At 51.7% G+C, this 18,397-nt stretch carries 17 protein-coding genes; 6 read left to right on the top strand and 11 right to left on the bottom strand.

Annotation, left to right across the window (positions count from 1 at the left end):
* Positions 1–250: 250 nt before the first annotated feature.
* A complete protein-coding gene (locus R6H26_RS26115) occupies positions 251–1,843 on the top strand; it encodes an iron uptake porin (RefSeq protein WP_404786785.1) in 1,593 nt (530 codons plus the stop codon).
* Between the two features lie 265 nt (positions 1,844–2,108).
* Complete coding sequence (locus tag R6H26_RS26110; protein ID WP_404786783.1) at positions 2,109–3,431, top strand: DEAD/DEAH box helicase; 1,323 nt, start codon at positions 2,109–2,111, stop codon at positions 3,429–3,431.
* Positions 3,432–3,458: 27 nt separating this feature from the next.
* On the opposite strand, the gene R6H26_RS26105 is transcribed toward R6H26_RS26110, so the two are convergent.
* From R6H26_RS26105 to psbU, 3 genes are all read right to left on the bottom strand, one after another.
* Complete coding sequence (locus R6H26_RS26105; RefSeq protein ID WP_404786782.1) at positions 3,459–4,757, bottom strand: hemolysin family protein; 1,299 nt, start codon at positions 4,755–4,757, stop codon at positions 3,459–3,461.
* 84 nt (positions 4,758–4,841) lie between these two features.
* On the bottom strand, positions 4,842–6,566 hold the full coding sequence (gene nadB, locus R6H26_RS26100) for an L-aspartate oxidase (protein ID WP_404786780.1): 1,725 nt from the start codon (positions 6,564–6,566) through the stop codon (positions 4,842–4,844).
* A 151-nt stretch (positions 6,567–6,717) separates the two neighbouring features.
* Complete coding sequence (gene psbU, locus R6H26_RS26095) at positions 6,718–7,149, bottom strand: photosystem II complex extrinsic protein PsbU (protein WP_404786779.1); 432 nt, start codon at positions 7,147–7,149, stop codon at positions 6,718–6,720.
* 407 nt (positions 7,150–7,556) lie between these two features.
* On the opposite strand from psbU, the gene R6H26_RS26090 reads away from it, so the two are divergent.
* Both R6H26_RS26090 and R6H26_RS26085 read left to right on the top strand, forming a co-directional pair.
* Positions 7,557–8,294 carry a MotA/TolQ/ExbB proton channel family protein gene (locus R6H26_RS26090; RefSeq protein WP_404786777.1) on the top strand — a complete coding sequence of 246 codons (738 nt, stop codon included), beginning with the start codon at positions 7,557–7,559 and terminating at the stop codon, positions 8,292–8,294.
* A gap of 108 nt (positions 8,295–8,402) precedes the next feature.
* Positions 8,403–8,831 carry an ExbD/TolR family protein gene (locus tag R6H26_RS26085; RefSeq protein WP_404786775.1) on the top strand — a complete coding sequence of 143 codons (429 nt, stop codon included), beginning with the start codon at positions 8,403–8,405 and terminating at the stop codon, positions 8,829–8,831.
* A 35-nt stretch (positions 8,832–8,866) separates the two neighbouring features.
* Here R6H26_RS26085 and R6H26_RS26080 read toward each other — a convergent pair whose 3' ends face one another.
* A complete protein-coding gene (locus R6H26_RS26080; protein ID WP_404786774.1) occupies positions 8,867–10,108 on the bottom strand; it encodes a glycosyltransferase in 1,242 nt (413 codons plus the stop codon).
* Between the two features lie 45 nt (positions 10,109–10,153).
* Positions 10,154–11,203: a nucleotidyltransferase family protein gene (locus tag R6H26_RS26075; RefSeq protein ID WP_404786772.1), complete on the bottom strand. Its 1,050-nt coding sequence runs from the start codon at positions 11,201–11,203 to the stop codon at positions 10,154–10,156.
* A gap of 289 nt (positions 11,204–11,492) precedes the next feature.
* Between R6H26_RS26075 and uvrC the strand changes: the two genes are divergently transcribed.
* Positions 11,493–13,370, top strand: a complete 1,878-nt coding sequence (gene uvrC, locus R6H26_RS26070) for an excinuclease ABC subunit UvrC (RefSeq protein WP_404791453.1) — start codon at positions 11,493–11,495, stop codon at positions 13,368–13,370.
* Positions 13,371–13,967: 597 nt separating this feature from the next.
* On the opposite strand, the gene R6H26_RS26065 is transcribed toward uvrC, so the two are convergent.
* Genes R6H26_RS26065 through R6H26_RS26050 form a run of 4 tightly spaced genes read right to left on the bottom strand, consistent with a single transcriptional unit; the run spans position 13,968 to position 16,196 of the window.
* On the bottom strand, positions 13,968–14,090 hold the full coding sequence (locus R6H26_RS26065; protein WP_404786770.1) for a hypothetical protein: 123 nt from the start codon (positions 14,088–14,090) through the stop codon (positions 13,968–13,970).
* A complete protein-coding gene (locus R6H26_RS26060; RefSeq protein WP_404786769.1) occupies positions 14,087–14,764 on the bottom strand; it encodes a hypothetical protein in 678 nt (225 codons plus the stop codon). Before R6H26_RS26060 ends, R6H26_RS26065 begins: the two co-directional genes overlap by 4 nt.
* Positions 14,761–15,783 (bottom strand): YhcG family protein, encoded by a 1,023-nt coding sequence (locus R6H26_RS26055; protein WP_404786767.1) that lies wholly within the window; start codon positions 15,781–15,783, stop codon positions 14,761–14,763. Before R6H26_RS26055 ends, R6H26_RS26060 begins: the two co-directional genes overlap by 4 nt.
* The gene (locus R6H26_RS26050; RefSeq protein WP_404786766.1) at positions 15,780–16,196 is read right to left on the bottom strand and encodes a hypothetical protein; all 417 of its coding nucleotides are present in this window, start codon (positions 16,194–16,196) and stop codon (positions 15,780–15,782) included. The genes R6H26_RS26055 and R6H26_RS26050 overlap by 4 nt, the downstream gene beginning before the upstream one ends.
* Positions 16,197–16,330: 134 nt before the next feature.
* Between R6H26_RS26050 and R6H26_RS26045 the strand changes: the two genes are divergently transcribed.
* Positions 16,331–17,040 (top strand): IS1 family transposase gene (locus tag R6H26_RS26045; RefSeq protein ID WP_404786765.1). Its coding sequence is split into 2 segments (ribosomal slippage): positions 16,331–16,628 and positions 16,628–17,040, totalling 711 coding nucleotides; the frame shifts between segments, so codons are not numbered across the junction.
* Here R6H26_RS26045 and R6H26_RS26040 read toward each other — a convergent pair.
* Positions 17,029–17,205: an N-6 DNA methylase gene (locus R6H26_RS26040; protein WP_404786763.1), complete on the bottom strand. Its 177-nt coding sequence runs from the start codon at positions 17,203–17,205 to the stop codon at positions 17,029–17,031. The two genes, R6H26_RS26045 and R6H26_RS26040, sit on opposite strands and share 12 nt — an antisense overlap.
* A 207-nt stretch (positions 17,206–17,412) precedes the next feature.
* Positions 17,413–18,237, bottom strand: a complete 825-nt coding sequence (locus tag R6H26_RS26035) for a hypothetical protein (protein WP_404786761.1) — start codon at positions 18,235–18,237, stop codon at positions 17,413–17,415.
* Between the last annotated feature and the right edge of the window lie 160 nt (positions 18,238–18,397).

The raw sequence follows: 18,397 nt of genomic DNA, 5'->3' as shown, positions 1-18,397 counted from the left end.
GCAGAGATCTCTGCCTTTAGAGAGAGCACTACAGTCAGTAAAACTGGAAACATTCTTGTATGGTTTTGCGTCCGACGCAAACAACCCGAGCGCTGTGTGCCAGTCAACATAGCTCCACAGACAAATGCCACAGCTTTTAGTCGAGTGATATAAAAGTTAAACGGTACTAGATTCATTTTCGATCTATACTTTGTGTGTGCATTCACAATGGCCAACCATTACCTGAATGAAATTTGAGTGAGGAGTCAACATGAAAAGAGCATTTTTACTAGCAGGAAGTCTAGGTTTAGTTGCCTTGGCAGCGCAAACCGCTTCCGCCGAACAAGTGAATTCCGTCAACAGCCTCATGTCTGCAACCAAGCAGGATGCAGTTGGTCAGGTTACGTCCGTTTCTCAACTGTCTGACGTTCAGCCGACCGACTGGGCATTCCAAGCCCTTCAGTCCTTGGTCGAGCGCTATGGCTGTATCGCGGGTTATCCCGACGGTACGTTCCGAGGCAACCGCGCTGCAACCCGCTACGAGTTGGCTGCCGCCCTCAACGCTTGCTTGGATCAAATCAGCGATCGCTTTGCAACCAAGGAAGACTTAGCAACGGTTAAGGCCCTGCAAGAAGAATTCAAGACCGAGCTTGCCACCCTCAAAGGCCGCGTTGACGGTCTAGAAGCCCGCACCAAGACTCTTGAAGCCCAGCAGTTTTCGACTACCACCAAATTGCAAGGTGAAGTAGTCATGGCAGTCCAGTACGGCGACACCTTTGGCTCGACGAATCCTGGAACAGTCAACCTAAGCGCACCGGGCGCTCCTCTTAACGATACTAGAGCTACAGCTCTGGCTAGAGTTCGTCTAAACTTCAACACCAGCTTCACCGGTAGCGATTTACTGCAAACGCAGCTTGAAGTAGGGAATGCCGGTTTAGATACTTTCTCCAACGTATCTGGTGCTATAGGCGACTCGTTTACAACTGGTTTTGCTGGCAGTCCTCCCCTCTACGATTACGGCCAAGCTGATTACTCTGGGATCGGTACGAACGTAACTTTAAGACGTTTAGCTTATTCGTTCAAGCCTGCTAAGAACATGACAGTGACGATTGGTCCTCGATTGTTCCCTAGCGATTTTGTTGACTTCAACAGCTACGCCAATAACTCCGCTCAAGATTTCAGCTCTGGCGTCTTCATCAACAACCCTCTCATTATCAACAACGTTGTTGATACCTTAGGTGGTGCTGGTGCAGCCGTTGACTTCAAGTTCGGTACTAGTGGTGTCACGGCTCGTGCAGTCTACGTTGCAGCTAGCCCGACCAACTCAACTGCCAATGTTTTCGGTGGCGGTCTCTTTGGAGACCCTTACCAAGCAACTGGTGAACTTGAGTTCGCCAAGGCTTTTGGTACTGACAAGAAAAATAACTTTGCAATTCGCGCTCAGTACACGAATTCCTCTGCTTTTGATGTCCACCAAAATGTTGTTGGTTTGAATGCAGAAGCTACCTTTGGTCGCTTTGGTGTCTTTGGTCGTGGCGGCTATTCAATCAACCCTTCGTTCATCGTCGGTCCTTTAGGTGCCCTTCTTGCTTCTAATAACAATGATGGCGTTGTTACTTGGCAAGCTGGTGTTGGTGTAAAGGATCTGTTTATTCCAGGTTCGCTCTTGGCAGCAGCAGTAGGTATGCCCTACATGGTGTTAGGTCAAGCCGGACCAGAGCAGATGAATTATGAAGGATTCTATCGCTTCCCGATCAATGACAACATCACCATCACACCTGCAGTTATGGTGATTACCGATTCTGGTAATGTCAACACTAACACGGCTATTCAAGGTGTACTTCGTGCAACCTTCTCGTTCTAGGCTTTAGCGCTTAGTTAAGTTAAAAAAGGCTGCCTGCGAGATCGATCTTGCAGGCAGCCTTTTTTTGGCGTTTTGAATCTCTAGGATAGAGCGTTTTCTCCATTGCAGAGATTTATGGTAATGGGTAGTGCTTTGCTAGAATGCAAGAGCGCGGTATTCGCTTCCAGTCTTCTTAACGCGTTTGATGTCCGTTCTTTAAACCCTATCCGTCTGCCTTAGACTGGTGCCGCTCGCGGCGACAGACCGATTTTATTTCTGGAGTTTCATGTCTTTTTCTAAACTCGGTCTGTCAGATTCGATTGTCCGTGCCGTAACCGCACGAGGATATACAGAACCCACCCCCATTCAAATACAAGCCATTCCGATCGTGCTATCGGGGCAAGATTTATTGGCGGGTGCCCAGACGGGGACGGGTAAAACCGCTGGTTTTACGCTGCCCATTCTGCAGCTGCTTTCTGCCCAAAAAGTTCGGGATTTACCCAATCGTCGCCCGCCCGTGCGCGCCCTCGTTTTAACCCCCACCCGCGAACTGGCAGCCCAAGTGGAAGAAAGCGTCCGAGAGTACGGTAAATACCTCAACCTCAACTCCATGACGATATTTGGCGGGGTCAGCATTAACCCGCAAATCCGTCAGCTTAGGAGTCGCGTCGATATTTTGGTGGCGACGCCAGGTCGCCTGCTCGATCACGTGCAGCAGCGCACGGTGGATCTGTCTCAGATTGAAATTTTGGTTTTGGATGAAGCGGATCGGATGTTGGATATGGGCTTTCTGCCGGACATTCGCCGCATTTTGGCATTACTTCCCCAAAAGCGACAGAACTTGTTATTTTCCGCCACTTTTTCCAATGAGATTAAAGCGCTGGCGCAGAAGATGCTGAACCAGCCTGTACTAATTGAGGTAGCGGCACTCCACCCCAAGGCCGAGCTGATCGAGCAAAAGATTTATCGGGTCGATCGCGCTCAAAAACCGCATTTGCTAACCCATCTCATCAAGCAGCACAACTGGTTCCAAGTGTTGGTTTTTACCCGCACAAAACACGGCGCGGATCGGCTGTCTAAACAGCTCAACCAAGTTGGCATCCCAGCTTTAGCAATTCACGGCAATAAAAGCCAGCTCGTGCGCACCCGCACCCTGGCCCAGTTCAAAGATGGCAGTCTTCAGGTCTTAGTTGCCACAGATATTGCAGCTCGCGGGATTGACATTAGCGAACTGCCCCAGGTGGTGAATTTCGACCTCCCCAATGTGCCGGAAGATTACGTCCATCGCATCGGTCGAACGGGTCGTGCGGGGACTTCAGGGGAGGCTTTATCGTTGGTCTGTGCGGATGAGTTTAAGTTTTTGGCCGATATTGAGAAGCTGATCCGGCGATCGCTGCCCCAAGAGGTTATTGCTGGGTTTGAACCAAATCCCGCTGCCGAGCATCAGCTCCCCATTGCCGCTCAAGACAAACGTAGAAATGGCTCTAGGGGAAGGTCTTCTTCGCGGCCCCAAGAGAAATCCTCTAGATCTAACAACAGTCAGGGTACAGAAAATATTCCCCAAGTCGCATCAAGCCGCCGTCGCCGTCGGCAATCTCACACTCAATAGGGACGGTTGATAGACTGCCTTGAAGGACTAGTCCTCCTCATCCTGCTGAGGCGGCATCAGCGTCACCTGCACCCGCTGTCCGTCCTCTAGCACCGTCAGCATCACATCACCCACCTCAAGGCGATCGCCCGGCTCGGGCACCCGCTCTAGTTCTTCCATAAATAGCCCCGCGATCGTAGCTGCATCCTCGCGCGGTAGGCGCACGTGCATCTCATTGTTGACCACCGAAAGACTGGCACGGATTTTAAAGATGCCGCTAAATTCATCCAAGCGCTGAAACTCGCGCTCTTCCTCGGCGTCGTACTCATCGCGGATTTCACCCACAATTTCTTCCAGGACATCCTCTAGGGTCACTAACCCCGCCGTCCCACCAAATTCATCCGTTACGATGACCAAATGCAAACGACTCTGCTGCATCTCTCGCAACAGATCCGCCACGGGTTTCGATTCCGGCACAAACCGCACGGGCCGCATCAGCTCCGCGATCGTCACAGCCGTCACATCCTCCGAAGTCTGGGCGCGGATCAAGTCTTTAGCGTGCAGTACGCCCACAATGCGATCCAGATCTTCTTCGCAGACAGGCAGACGCGTATGGGCCGTTTCTGCCGTCATCCGATAGGCTTCCTCAATGGTGGCTGAGGTTTTGATATACAGCATATTGACGCGGGGCACCATAATGGCCCGTACCGTTAGGTTGCTCAGCTCCACCGCACCATAGATAATGCGCTGTTCCTGCATCCCCACCGTACCGCCTAAGCGGGCCGCATTCACCAGCGCCTTAATTTCTTCCACATTGATAGCCGCATCTTCTTCTCCTGGCGGGCTGCCCAATAATCGCAACACCATCGTCGTCACAAAGCTCAAAAACTTGACCGCCGGAGAGGTCAGCCGCTGCAACCAGACGATCGGCTCCACGGTCAGAAGGGCGATCGCCTCGGCGTGCCTGAGGGCCAACCGCTTGGGGACTAGCTCCCCAAAAATGAGACTCACAAACGCAATCCCAATGGTGACTAAAATCAGGCTAGTGGAGTTAGCAGCATCGCCTATGAAGGGCTTGAGCGCTGCCACTAGGGGCACTGCGAGCTGAGAGGCGGCAGTGGCAGACGTAAAGAAGCTAGAGAGCGTAATGCCCACCTGAATGGTGGCTAAAAATTGGGTGCTATCGCGGGTAATTTTTTCAACCAAGCGGGCGCGGCGATCGCCCTGCTCTGCCAGGGTTTTTAGACGGGTTTCGCTGGCCGTTACCACCGAAATTTCTGCTGCCGCAAAAAAGGCATTCACCAAAAGCAGCAAAACGATGATAAAAAGCTGAAGCGTAATGTTCATGAATCGCTAAGAAAAGATCGAAAACGCACTCAGGAGAGGAGATGGAATGCGCTCAAGAAACGCAAATGCTGTGTCGCGATTGTCTCACAATACCCCCTCATTCCCCAAATCGCCTGTCGTGCCAATGGGGTGCGATCGCATCCAGCGTTCTCCCTCTACCTGGGTATGGACTTGCCAAGCCTCATCGGTTGCGGGAAAATCGAGCCGATAGTGACCGCCCCGGCTTTCAGTGCGAAATAGAGCGCTTTTTAAGATCAAGTAAGCATTATCTAGTAAATTCTGAGTTTCCGCACAGCGGCGAATCCACAGTCTAGCGGTTGGATCGGGCAGCGACAGAGCAACGCCTGGAGGTAAAGCAGTCAGAACTTGCGTCAGACCCAGTTGACGAAGCTGCTCTTGCCATACCTTGACTTGGGCGATCGCCGCTTCCAGCCGATCCGCCACCCGGCAAATCCCGGCATTGCTCCACATCAGGACCGGAATCTCCTGATGAATCCGGTCGATCGCGCTAGTATCCCCGTCCCAATCAATATCCGACCAGGCAGGAGAAAGAGCGGAATGAATTTTCTCGTCGCCCTCAGGCAATTGCAGCGGCTCCAACGTCGAAAACTGCGCTCCAAACACCAGACATTCTAAGAGAGAATTACTGGCGAGGCGATTGGCACCATGCACTCCCGTACTGGCCACCTCGCCCACTGCGTAGAGGCCGGGAATCGTCGTTTGACCGTCCAAATCCGTCACGATCCCCCCCATCCAATAGTGGGCGGCTGGCGCCACCGGAATCGGCTGCGAGAACACATCGATGCCCCATTTTTGACAGACCTGCATAATTTTAGGGAACCGTCGCCGGACCTTTTCTGGATCGATGGGCCGCAGGTCGAGCCAGACATTTTCCAGCGCCGCCGCTTTGGAATGTTTACCCATCTTTTGAAGATGCATAAAGATGGAACGACTCACTACATCTCTTGGAGCCAGTTCTCCCAGCGGGTGATAGTCAAACATAAAGCGCCGCTGCTCGGCATCAATTAAGTGAGCGCCTTCGCCTCGCACTGCTTCAGAGATCAAAAATCGGGGTGCGCCTTCTACCGTTAGCGCGGTGGGGTGGAACTGGAAAAATTCTAGATCGCGCAGGACCGCGCCAGCTCTCCAGGCGATCGCCACCCCATCGCCCGTACTCAAAGCTGGATTTGTCGTCTGGGCGTAAACTTGTCCGCCGCCTCCCGTCGCCAAAATGACCCTAGGAGCCTTGAGCCAAAGGATTTCGCTAGCCATCATGGCACAGATGCCTTGACAGACTTGGGTTTTGGGATGCGTCCAGAGACCTAACGTAAACGCATCGGAAAAAATCTTGATATTTTCGCGCTGCCAGACCTGATGGGTCAGGGTCTGAATCAGCGCCTTCCCGGTGGTATCAGCAGAGTGCAACACCCGCGGTCGGGAGTGGGCTGCCTCTAGGGTAAAGGCTAGGCCATCCGCACTGCGATCGAAGGCAATACCCATCTCCAGCAAAACCTTGACCTGGGCAGGAGCCTGCTCCACCAAAAACCGAACCGCAGCAGGTTCGCATAGCCCAGCCCCTGCTGCCAGCGTATCCTCAGCGTGAAGGTGAGGCGAGTCGCTTGAATCCAGAGCCGCAGCGATACCTCCCTGCGCCCAGCCGCTGGCGGACAAGGACAGCGCTTCTTTACTAATCAAACCAACGCTCAAACCTTGGGGGAGAGACAGCGCAGCGTAGAGTCCAGCCGCACCGCCACCGACAATGAGTACATCAAAATAACGCGCTTCAGGGGCAGGTAGGGAGGGTTGCAAAGTCCCGTCAAACTCCGATGGGTTGGAAAGTATCTTAGCGCAATCAAACCCCGTTGCGATGGAAGCTAAAACTTAGTGGCAGCCGCGCTTGGCACGGCTGCCACTGAAATACAGCAACGGACAAAATCAAATAGACAACCTATTGGACAATCTATTTGTAAACGCCATTGTTGTAGCGATCGTCGCCGCTCACCAACGCCGTTTCGACGGCAGTAACGGTGAAGTTGTCAAAATTTGCTTTTAAAGTTTCCTTTTGACGCTCCGATAGCCCCTCAATCTTTAAAGTATCCTCGACAGAATTGTAGGGCGCATTTTTGACCACCAGACGAGCTAAGGTCGGATAGAGTCCCTGGAACTGACTAAAAGCAGTGATATTGGCGTTGTTTAAGTCGATTTTTTGGCCGTACTCGCTGCCCAGTTTGGCATCTGCCGCATTGCTTGAGTTTTCAATTGCAAACACAAAAGCATTGGGCGCAACCTTCAGAACAGATGCCTGAGCCGGCTGAAACCAGCTCAGAACGCTCAAGCCCACTACAACCGCCACTAAACTCAATAAACGAATCCGTCGAACAAAGGATTTCATATCCTTAACTCTCTCCCTGTCTTAACAAAAAGATCTTAAAACAATAAACACAGCTCTTAATAGAGCGTATCATCGTACCGCGTCTCTTCTACTACAGTTGCACTGCCAACCTGTGTCGTCCGCTCGCTTCGTCGTCCAGACTTCTACGTAGAGCAACTCCTGCAAGCGACGGTCTGTACGCTTACGCTGCGCCGCAATCCGTAGAGCACCCTTTGAGTCCCACAGCCTTCAGAGCCTGACTCAGGCGATCTATATTCTCCCGGATGGGATAGAGAAAAAGTTATGATGTTTTTAACTTTTTTATAAATCTTTCTTAACCCAACCCCAGCGATCTGTCCGTTAGTCTAAAGCGTGAGTGCGTCAAAATTGGGTCATTCCTTTATATTTCATCAGTCGTCTCGAAATCTATGACCAGAATTCTGGATTTATTGGTACAGGGCGGGCCAATCATGGTTCCCTTGGTTGGATTATCCGTTGCAACGTTTTCCTGTGCCTTAGAGCGCGCTTGGTTTTGGGTGCGCCTGTTGAGCCACGAAAAACAAATTGTCCATGATGTTTTGCAGGCCGCTCAGCACAGCTTAGACGAAGCCGCAACCATTGCCAATTATGCCAAGGCTTCGCCGATTGGGCGTTTTTTGCTGGCTCCCCTTCTGCTCGATCGGCCTACGCCAGAAACGTTTCACCTAGCCCTAGAGGCTTCGGCAGATAAGGAATTTGTCAGGATGCGTAAGGGCGACAAGCTGTTCGAAACCGTGGTTGCTGTTGCACCGCTACTCGGTTTGTTGGGTACGGTGACGGGACTGATTCATACCTTTAGCAACCTTCAGATTGGCGGCGGGGGCGGGGCAACTTCTGAGTCAGCGTCCAAAGCCGCAGCGGGGATTGGTGAAGCCCTTATTACCACCGCTGGCGGGATGATAGTCGCCATCATTGCACTGATCTTCTTTCGGATTTTTGTTTCGCTTCAGGCACAGCAAATGGACTACTTTACCGAGGTGGGCAACGAATTAGAGCTGACCTACCGTCAGATTTGGTGCGAACTCAAGTCCTTTAAAGGCGGGCCTTCTTCCCTAGGTCCAACCTCTGCCGTCAATCCAACCTCTGCTCCGAGGACAGATCGTCCTTCTCTTGTTGACATTCGATAATGGGGCGCAGGCAGATCTTCGCAAGCGTTCGGATCCGATCGAACCCGCTCAACATTCGTCAACTCCTATTTCAACGGTCGCTCTTATCTTTTTCTGCTGAGGTTTACAGTGGGCTATAGTCAACGAAATCGTCCGGTATCCATGACAGAAGTCAACCTGATCCCCATGATGGATGTGTTGATGGCGGTTTTGACGTTTTTTATCGTCATTTCCATGACCCTATCCACAGGTCAAAATGTCATTGGGGTCAATTTACCCAGGACGGATGATGGCGCTAAACCCTCCGCGCAGGATGCGAAAGCGCCGGAACCTCTCATGGTGGGAATGAATAAGCAGGGGCAAATTATACTTCAAAATAAGCCCGTTGAGCCATCGCAGCTAGACACTCAGCTCCAAGCCTATTTCCAAAAGTCGCCCCAGGGTGTTGTTGTGTTTCAGGCGGACAAGACCTTGACCTATGAAAAGCTGGCAAAGGTTTTAGGTCAAATTCGGGAAATTGGGGGCGATCGCGTGGCCTTAGCTGTGGACGTTCAATGAGATCGGATCGTCCGAACGCCGCTGTCGCTCGAGCTTTACGATCTCAGAAATTCGGCTAAAAGCTGCCAGCGCTTCTGGTGCATGGTTCGGTGACTCATTTGGCGGGCCTCTTGCAACGCTTCAAGCCCCATAGACCTGAGCTGACCCAAATCTTGAGATACGTCGCGCAGAGCATCTGCAAGGGCGATCGCATCATTAGGCTGGATCAAAATACCCGTCCGTTGATGGCGGACGCAACTGCGAAGGCCAGGCGTGTCGCTTGCCACCACCGGCACAGCTTGAGAGTAAGCGTCGAATACGATTCTAGGCTGCTCGTCCGAAAGACTGGGAACGATCGCGGCATGATACTGGCTTACGGTTTCAAAAAAGCCGCTACCGTAAGCAATGGTTCCTAATAAGTTAATTTGCACGGAGTGGTTGAGAATCTCCTTCAATGCCTCGCACTCCTCCAATAACTCCCCTTGACCGAAAATGTCGAGTTGAATGGAAACGCGATTTCGATCGAGTAAAGTCAATGCTTCCAAAAGCGGTCGAATTCCTTTATTGGCTGTCAACCTACCCGCAAAAATAATCTTTAGAAATTTAAAATTATCAATTTTATCGTTCCAAATTTGACTCGCAGCTTCATTGGATACGATATTGCTATCGTCAATCCACGAAGCCGGAATGACATATCCTTTGCGATCGTTCCGGTCTAAAAAGCTTTTCAGATATTCTTCCTGCGTAAAGATCGCAAGATTTGCATTTCTCAAACACCAGCGACCTAACCATTCAAAGATACCGGCTCTCAATCTGTCTTTTAACGAAGCCGTCATACCTGGATAAAGCCGCCAAGGAGCAGATTCTACAACGATGATATAGAATTTTTTCCAAAAATAAACAGATGGTGTGACCAGCCATGAAAAAGGAAACGGAAACCCGACAATCCCGGCATGGACGATGTCGCTACGCTCGATCGCTCGCCAAAGAACGGACGCTGTTTGGGGCAAATGAACGATTGCTTCTAGTAAATGACGGGAGACGGGAAGATCGATAAATTCAATGTTCGACAGTTCCAGATCTGCGACGTCAATTTTAACCCAATCGGAGGGCGGGCTTTGATAGAGGCAGGGAGACGCAAGCGTAAAGTTTTTGAGATAGCGGAAATGCTCGACAAGGTCTTTGTACCAGAGCAAATCGAAATATCGATAGCCTTCTGAATCGCAGTGACAGATTATACCCGAAACCAGCAGGTAGCGTTGTTCTATCAAAAATAAAGGAGATTCTCGTTCTTCCATTCCCGACTCGCAACCGTTCGACCGACAATAATAGGAGATCGATCTTCAGTGGACGGCTGAAACGACATCCGAAGCCCACAAAACTAAATCGCTCGCTCGCGGAAATTTTTGAACTGAGGGGGATTTTAGCCCCAAGCGGTAGGCCATTAGCTTCAGCCAGCCTCTAGGGTGCGGTAAACCCCACACGGCCAATCGACTTTGACGTGTTATTGATTCTAGCGTGAGGGGCTTGTGCTCGCGGGCCAGCTTGGCCAGATCCGGGGGTAATGGCTCGTTGAATTCAACTTCTAAAAAGTGCAGCAATCGCCCTAAAAACAACCAGTTTTCTGATGGCATCAGTCGATCGAGGCGGTTCCCATCGATGAGATGGCCCCACTTGCGCAGTAAAAATACAAAATCTAAGATCCAAAACAGGAGCGGCCCTGTTTCTGCCATATGCCCCGCCAAGTGAACCGTCAGATGAGTCAGCATTGCCGTCGGCTCTAAAGCGCAAATCTCTGAAAGCCCTCCTAAGGCAGACGTCAGATTCTGCGTTAAAGGCAGGTGCTCTTTTCCTTCAAACAAGCGCACCCGGTGGTGCACGTCGAAAAAGACGCGGTTTTGACCCATGAAGTAAACTGCATCCGGCGTTGTCAATCGGTCTTTAATCGTAAAGCCGAGCCGCTCGAAGACGCGACTGACTGTCTCTAGCTCGTGGGGAGCGATCGCCCAATCGATATCTCCCATCATCCGAACGGCACGATCGGGATACAGCTGATCGACCAGCACGACGCCCTTCCACAGCACCGGACGGACGCCTGCTTCGTAGGTCGCCTTCAAAACAGCCGCTAGGGTATTTAACAAAACCTGATTGCGCCCCAGGGAAGAGATATACACGTTCAAAAGTTTGTCGAGAATAGACTTTGGAACGCAATCCTTGAGGCCGTGAACCTTGATGCCATAGTAAACAAACGGCATCAAACGATGGAGTTCGAGATCGATCGACACCTCCTGCCAGTCTCGATCTGAAGCTGCGTTAAGCTGCTGGCGAAACTGATTCGATCGCGAAGCATCCGCTGAAGTGAGGGAAAGTTGAAGCAACGTTCTCAGCAACATAGCGGAGCAGATCCTAGTTTTGTAACTTTTTTGATAGTTAGAAAACCCCCGTTATTGAGTCGCATTGGATTAAAAGATCGGGCAATCCCGTACTCGAACGATGACAAAGCGTATTGGTAGAAACCTTCAGATTTTACAGTCCAAAGATTTTCAAGCCGCACTTTACAGAAAAATTAACAGCACTGTCGGTCGCGATCGCGCGTAGCAATAAGGTCTAACCCTTCTCGCACGAGCATTACAATGTTCTTAAGGCTCTGTATGCTTAGTATGCCCAAACCGTTACATGGCGATCGAAACATCCACCCCTAAATCGCTCCTTAAAGATCCAGAACGCCTCGAATATCGGCTCAAGGAGATTCCTCCAGAACCGGGCGTCTATTTCATGCGGGATGCTACCGACAATATTCTTTACATCGGAAAATCGAAAAAGCTGCGGTCTAGGGTGCGTTCTTATTTCCGCAACCTCCAAGAACTCAGCCCTCGCATTGAGTTGATGGTGCGGCAGATCGTCGAGATCGAGTTCATCGTCACCGACACGGAAGCGGAAGCCCTCGCCTTAGAAGCCAACCTGATCAAGCAGCATCAGCCCCACTTCAACGTGCTGCTCAAGGATGACAAAAAATACCCTTACGTCTGTATTACCTGGTCTGAGGAATACCCGCGCATTTTTATCACGCGCAAGCGGCAGCTCGGCCAAAAAAACGATCGCTACTACGGTCCTTATGTCGATACGTTTTTGCTGCGCCAAACGTTGCGCATTATCAAGCGCGTGTTTCCCCTGCGGCAGCGGCCCAAGCCTTTATTTAAAGATCGGCCCTGTTTGAACTACGATATCGGTCGCTGTCCCGGCGTCTGTCAAAAACTGGTCTCAGCGGAGGACTACCGCAAAATCATGACCAGAGTTGCAATGGTGTTCCAAGGCCGAGCGGAGGAACTGATCGAGACGCTGACGGCCCAGATGGAGAAGGCCGCAGAGAATCTGAATTTTGAAGTCGCGGCTCGCCTGCGCGATCAGATCAATGGACTGAAAACCCTGGGCGCGGACCAAAAGGTATCGTTGCCGGACGATACGGTTTCCAGAGATGCGATCGCCCTGTCCGCCGATGACCAGTATGCCTCCGTGCAGCTGTTTCAAATTCGAGCCGGGCGGTTGGTGGGGCGGTTGGGCTTTGGAGCCGACGCTCAATCTGGGTCCGTGGGGCAAATTTTGCAGCGCGTTTTAGAAAACCACTACGCCAGCGCCGACCCGGTCGAGTTTCCGGTCGAAATTTTAGTGCAAGAGGAGCTCCCCGACGCAGATATGTTGGCGGAGTACCTGAGCGAGCGCAAGGGTCGCAAGGTGACGATCGTATGCCCTCAGCGCCAATCCAAAGCCGACTTGATTGAAATGGTGGAACGCAACGCCCAGTACGAGCTGGCCCGCGCTCAGAAAACCCGCGATCGCAACCTGAGCGCGATGGAAGATTTATCGGCGCTCTTGGATCTACCGGATCTACCCCATCGCATCGAAGGCTACGACATTTCTCACGTACAGGGTTCCGATGCAGTGGCCTCTAGGGTGGTCTTCACCGAGGGGATGCCCGCCAAGCAACACTATCGGCGTTACAAAATCCGCAACCCCGACGTTCGCTCGGGTCGCTCCGATGACTTTGCCAGCTTGGCGGAGGTGATCGGACGGCGCTTTCGCGACTATGCAATGCATCCCGATAAACCCCGCGCTGGCTCCGAGGACTGGCCGGATGTGGTGATGATTGACGGCGGCAAAGGTCAGCTTTCTTCCGTCGTAGCCGTCCTGACCGAGATGGGTCTCATGGACGAGCTAACGGTGATTAGCCTGGCCAAACAGCGGGAAGAAATTTTTCTGCCGGGGGAATCGAAGCCGCTGGATACGGAAGCCGAACAGCCAGGGGTGCAACTGCTGCGACGACTCCGGGACGAAGCCCATCGCTTTGCCGTGACGTTTCACCGCCAGCAGCGGACGGAAAGAATGCGGAGATCGCGTCTCGACGAAATTCCCGGACTCGGCCACCACCGTCAGAAACAGCTTTTGGGGGTGTTTCGCTCCATCGACTACATCCGCGAAGCTAGCCCGGAACGGCTTGCCGAGGTGCCGACCATTGGGCCGCACCTCGCCCAACAAATTTACGATTATTTTCATCCCACGTAGGGGCGGCACCGCTTTACGCATCAACGGACTAGCTTGCACTTTGCATCACAGTTGTTAATTAAGTCTTTGTGGAATGCTTGTATTGACGATAACTACCTTTCATCCGAGCTAAATACCAATCGTCATCTTCAATTAACTGAATTAGTTCTCTTACTTTTATATTTTTTAAATAGACATCTTGAAAATACAAACTAAAGCCTCAAACTCTTGACAGATGGTCTATTCAATCAAAAAAACTTTTTTAGAGATCGTATAATTTTTGCGCGAAATTGAATTAAGAACGAAGAATAAGGGTTTCAGCCATTAAGTACCTTCTGAGTAAAAGGCAAAAAACCTTGTCAGATATGGGCTATGCCTCTTGAAGATGTCTAGTGTAGAAAAGTAAGGCATTCCAAGGTTACACCTAATGGTGAAGTTGTGCGGCGGCAGATAACTCTGAACTCTGATAAATAAACTCTGTTCCGTCCGTACCAACGCATTTTTGGGATGCGCTGCCACATGACGCTAACTGAGTAAGCCCGGACTGCTTCTCATCAATAGCTACATTCACTGTAAAAATGCCCTGCATCTACAAATTACTGGCTTCTTCTACCATGCTCATTCCTTTGCTACTACGGTGTCGTACAGCCCATAATGGGTCAGCTCTGGATGGCTTTCGATGCCCGTGTAGCGGAGTGATGCATCTTCATATCGCCGGAATGCAAATACGGCCTGGTTCATGTGCTCGGTATGAATACCTTGAGCTGCACGAGTAAATGGAAGTCCTTTACAGTCAGGCCCGTGACGGTCAGGAACAAATCTGGCTCTAACTTGGCGATCGCATCCTGTAGTGTGTTTTCCCGGAAGTCGGTCAGGTACATAAACGCCGGGATGCGGGTGGCGAACTTGATCAGTTTCTCCTGGATTTGCTTGCGCTTGGACTTGTACTCTTTTTCCTCGTCGCTAAGCTCTTTCTTCTCATTGGGCGTGAGATCCGTTTCCTTAGCCTTGTTCTTGAGCCCTTTTACCTTATCGCTTTTGTTGATGATCGTCTCAATGATGTTGTCGCCCAATGCGCGCCAACCTTCAATGCGCTCCACGGCGGCCAGTGCTTCGGGGTTATCCAGAATACGGCGTAGGGTGTCGTTGTCCACGTTCACCAGTAGGGCGCTCTCCCATTTGCGGGCTAGCAGGGTGGCTGAGGTTCCGGCCATCGCAGTGTCGAGAATGTCGCCCGCGTCAATCTGGGTCATGTTAGCACCGCCATGATTCTCCGCCCAAGCCTGTGCCACCGTATCCAGCATCCGGTTCGCAAACTCCGGCGGCGTAAATACCTCATCATTTGAGAGATTGGCAATGCAGGTCAGCACATCCGGGTTCCGCCCCCGCAGCGCAAAACCAACCTGAGTATTCATCGCGTTTCCCCCCCTTCTGATTGCGGCCAATCGAGAATGTGCCGTCGCTCCAATTCAGCCTGAAGCTCCTCCTCACTGGGCAGTACAAGGCGGTATTTCGAGGCGAAGAGCTGCTGACTCTCGCTAAGAACGGAGTAACGCACGAGGGTTTCGTCCTTGTCAGCACAAAGGATGATACCCAACGTGGGATTGTCATCTTCGCCCCGTTTGAGGTCGTCAAACATCCTCACATACATATCCATCTGGCCGATGTCAGCATGGGTGAGTTTCCCAATCTTCAGGTCAATGAGGACAAAGCACTTGAGCAGGTAATTGTAGAAGACAAGATCGATATAGAAGTGGGTGGTCTCCGTACTGACCCGAAACTGGCGACCAACAAAGGAAAATCCCTTGCCCAGTTCCATTAGAAAATCACGCAGGCGCGTGACAAGGGCATCTTCGAGCTGACGCTCGCTAAAATCGCCGCGATCGGGCAGATCGAGAAATTCCAGAATGTAGGGATCTTTGAGTAAATGCAGCGGGTTGGGCTTCTGGCGAGCCGGAATGTCAGATTCAGGAGCCTGTAGAAGTCGCTGGTAGCTGCGGGTCTCGATCGCCCTGGCCAAAACCCGCGAACTCCATCCCTGTCGAACAGTTTCTTCAATGTAGTAGTCACGCGCCTGCGAATCTTCAACCCGCATAATCAACCGCCAGTGAGTCCAACTCAATTCGCTACGCAGCGCGTAGTGTTTTCCCGCATCGGCGAAGGTAAGGTAGAACTGCCTAAAATTTCTGAGGTTGGCGACAGACATGCCCTGACCAAATTCTTCACCAAGGGCACGGGCAAGATGGCGGATGAGCTGGCTGCCGTATTCAGCACGGGCGGCTCCGCCCTGCTCCTCCTCAACAATGCGACGACCGATGCGCCAGTAGGCATCCACCATAGCAGTGTTGGCGGCGGCATAGGCTTGTCCTCGCGCCTCTTGCAAAATGGCACGGACATCATTGAGCAGACTCGACAACGACGGGAACTCGGTCACAGGCTTACCCCTCCTGCTTTGGTACCGATCGGCTTAGCAGCAGCCAGATCGCTCATCATCATCGGCGGGTAGGTCTTCATCGGCATGAAGATCTCATGCTTACCGAGATGGGCAAAGAGCGAATCCTCCGCGCTAAAGGTCGATGAAAGGGTGAGACTATCAAAGCGAAAGTCACGCCGCTGAAATCGGCCCTTCCCTAAGTAGCCCCACTCCGCAAAAGTAATTGCTCGATCGTCTTGAGTACGCATCGTCAGAGCATCGCCATGTATCAGGTTCTGCGATAGCACATAGGATGCCGCCCGGTAGCAATCGTCCGCCTCATCTAGATTCAGGTAATCAGCGAAGATCTCCAGCACATTGGCGCGACACTCAGCAATGTTGTCCGCCAGCAGCTCGACACCGTAAATGCACATTAGCCCCAGCAGCGCATAGTGCCGCCGCTCGAAATCAGACTTGCCATACTTGAGTTCTACAGCAGCAAGACCAAGAGGTAGTCCCCCAAATGTAAGGATAAGATCATAAAGACCTCTTTAGCGCCTTACGATCAATGCCAAGTTGCCCAAGCTGCGAATCGACAAACGTTGTCAAAAACGGTTTTATCCATAACGGGAATCAAAATCACAAGTGCAAAACTTGCGGTCGCCAGTTCGTTGAGGCCCCTAAGCAAAAACTGATCTCTCAAGCGACCAAAGACCTCATCGATAAACTCTTACCCGAAAAGATACCGCTTGCCGGGATTGCGAGGGTTTGCGATGTTTCCGAAACATGGTTGCAGGACTATGTTAACTGCAAATATGAGTCGATTCCTCGACAGGTCAAAGTGTCCTCTAAAAAAAAGGGCCGTTGACCCTTCAGTGCGATGAAATGTGGTCGTTTGTCGGCGATAAAGGCAACAAACAATGGATTTGGCTTGCTCTGGATGTCGAGACCCGCGAAATTGTCGGGGTTCATGTCGGCGACCGCTCTGAACAAGGAGCGAGAGCGCTTTGGGCTTCGTTGCCTGGGATCTACCGTCAGTGTGCAGTGGCCTACACAGATTTTTGGAGTGCCTACGCCCTTGTGTTCCCTGATAAGCGTCACAAGGCTGTGGGCAAAGAGACAGGCAAAACGAGTTATATTGAGCGTTTCAACTGTACGATGCGCCAACGAGTCTCACGATTAGTGCGTAAAACCCTCTCTTTTTCTAAAAAACTGGAAAATCACATTGGAGCCATCTGGCTCTTTGTTCACCACTACAATGCATCCTTACTTGTTTAGGACTACCACCAAGAAATTGCCACTTCCACAGGCTGGCTCCAAAAAGCGGGAGTCAATGCGATCCGTTTCGTCTTTTACCAGGTCGAGCATCGCTTCAACCATCCATGCCGGGGTAAAGACCTCTCCACGATCGGCGACACGCTGTTTTGACTTGATATCGTTCATGGGCTAATAAATTAAATCCGGGCGATGTTTCCCTACGACAATAGCAACCCAACTCTAATTAGACGGATAAAATACACGTATATCTCTGATTTGGCGATATAGGCGGACAAGCCTTTACCCTTCCACCTATATCGCGCTTCTGGAGATAAATATATACGGAATCCAATTCGCCTATATCGGTCCTACGGGGATATAAGCATTTTCAAATCATTTGGGTGAAACCAGCGATCGCCACGCCCGCACGACTTCTTCTAAATCCGCTGGCAATTCTTGCGCGCCCAGCTCTGCATACTGCACCGTCGTCTGCCAGTTGCCGAGCGTATAGGTAAAGTAGTCCGCAGCTCCCCTTTGAGGCGGGTAGCGCAGCCCGCCAAACTGTCCGAAACGACGCGTCTCTAACAGCTTCCGAAATGCCTTGACCTCAGCCTTTGAGAGCGTGCGAATCGCTTCTGCCTGGGTTGGTTTTGGCGCTTTTGAGGGGGGCTGCTTCACGAGGCGTCCGTCTTTATACAACCTGATTTCTTCGTTAATCCCGGCAATACCGCCAGACTTGATTTCCCGAAATACGACGGATCGCTCGAGTTGAGGCGGCATTTCGTTGGCTGGAATTCGCTCGGCAGGAGGGGCGATCGCGCGACTCGATCGACTGCCTGCCGAATCTAGCGCGATTTTCCCCCCCGTCGCGCTGGTGCGATACACCCACTCCTGCTGCTGGTGCGCGACTCTTACTTCCCAGCCTCTGACCAAAGCAGCAGTACACATCTGCTCGGGTGGCGCTAACCCCAAGCACCCGTCCGACCAAATCTTTGGCTTCGCCTGGACGAGGGTTAATTGTTCCGGGGGGAAACCGGACTGAACCGAGGCAGCTTGGATGACGGCAGTGCCGATTGCTTCTGGAAAAGAAGGATCCACTAAAGCTGGCGAGGATGTTACCGGGGTTGGGAATTGGGCGATCGCGGGAAAGGGAGCGGCGGTCGCCCAGCCACCACCCAGAGCGATCGTCGCCAATACCGTCAACCAAAATCGTGACATTGCCTTTATCTCTTGCCCGAACCCAGGCTGTAAATCGTTAAGAAGATCGACGCTTAGCTTACACCTGAAGTTGCCCCAGCGCAGCAAACAAAGTTTTTAATGCGGCATCGATCGCTGCTGTCGCTATCCTTCAGCACGCAGATGTTAATGTAAGGCAAAC

It is taken from the genome of Altericista sp. CCNU0014 (assembly GCF_044923475.1).
Lineage (GTDB): Bacteria > Cyanobacteriota > Cyanobacteriia > Thermosynechococcales > Thermosynechococcaceae > JAAURS01.
Note: the sequence above shows the minus strand (reverse complement) of the source record. Positions and strands in the feature narration are given on the sequence as shown.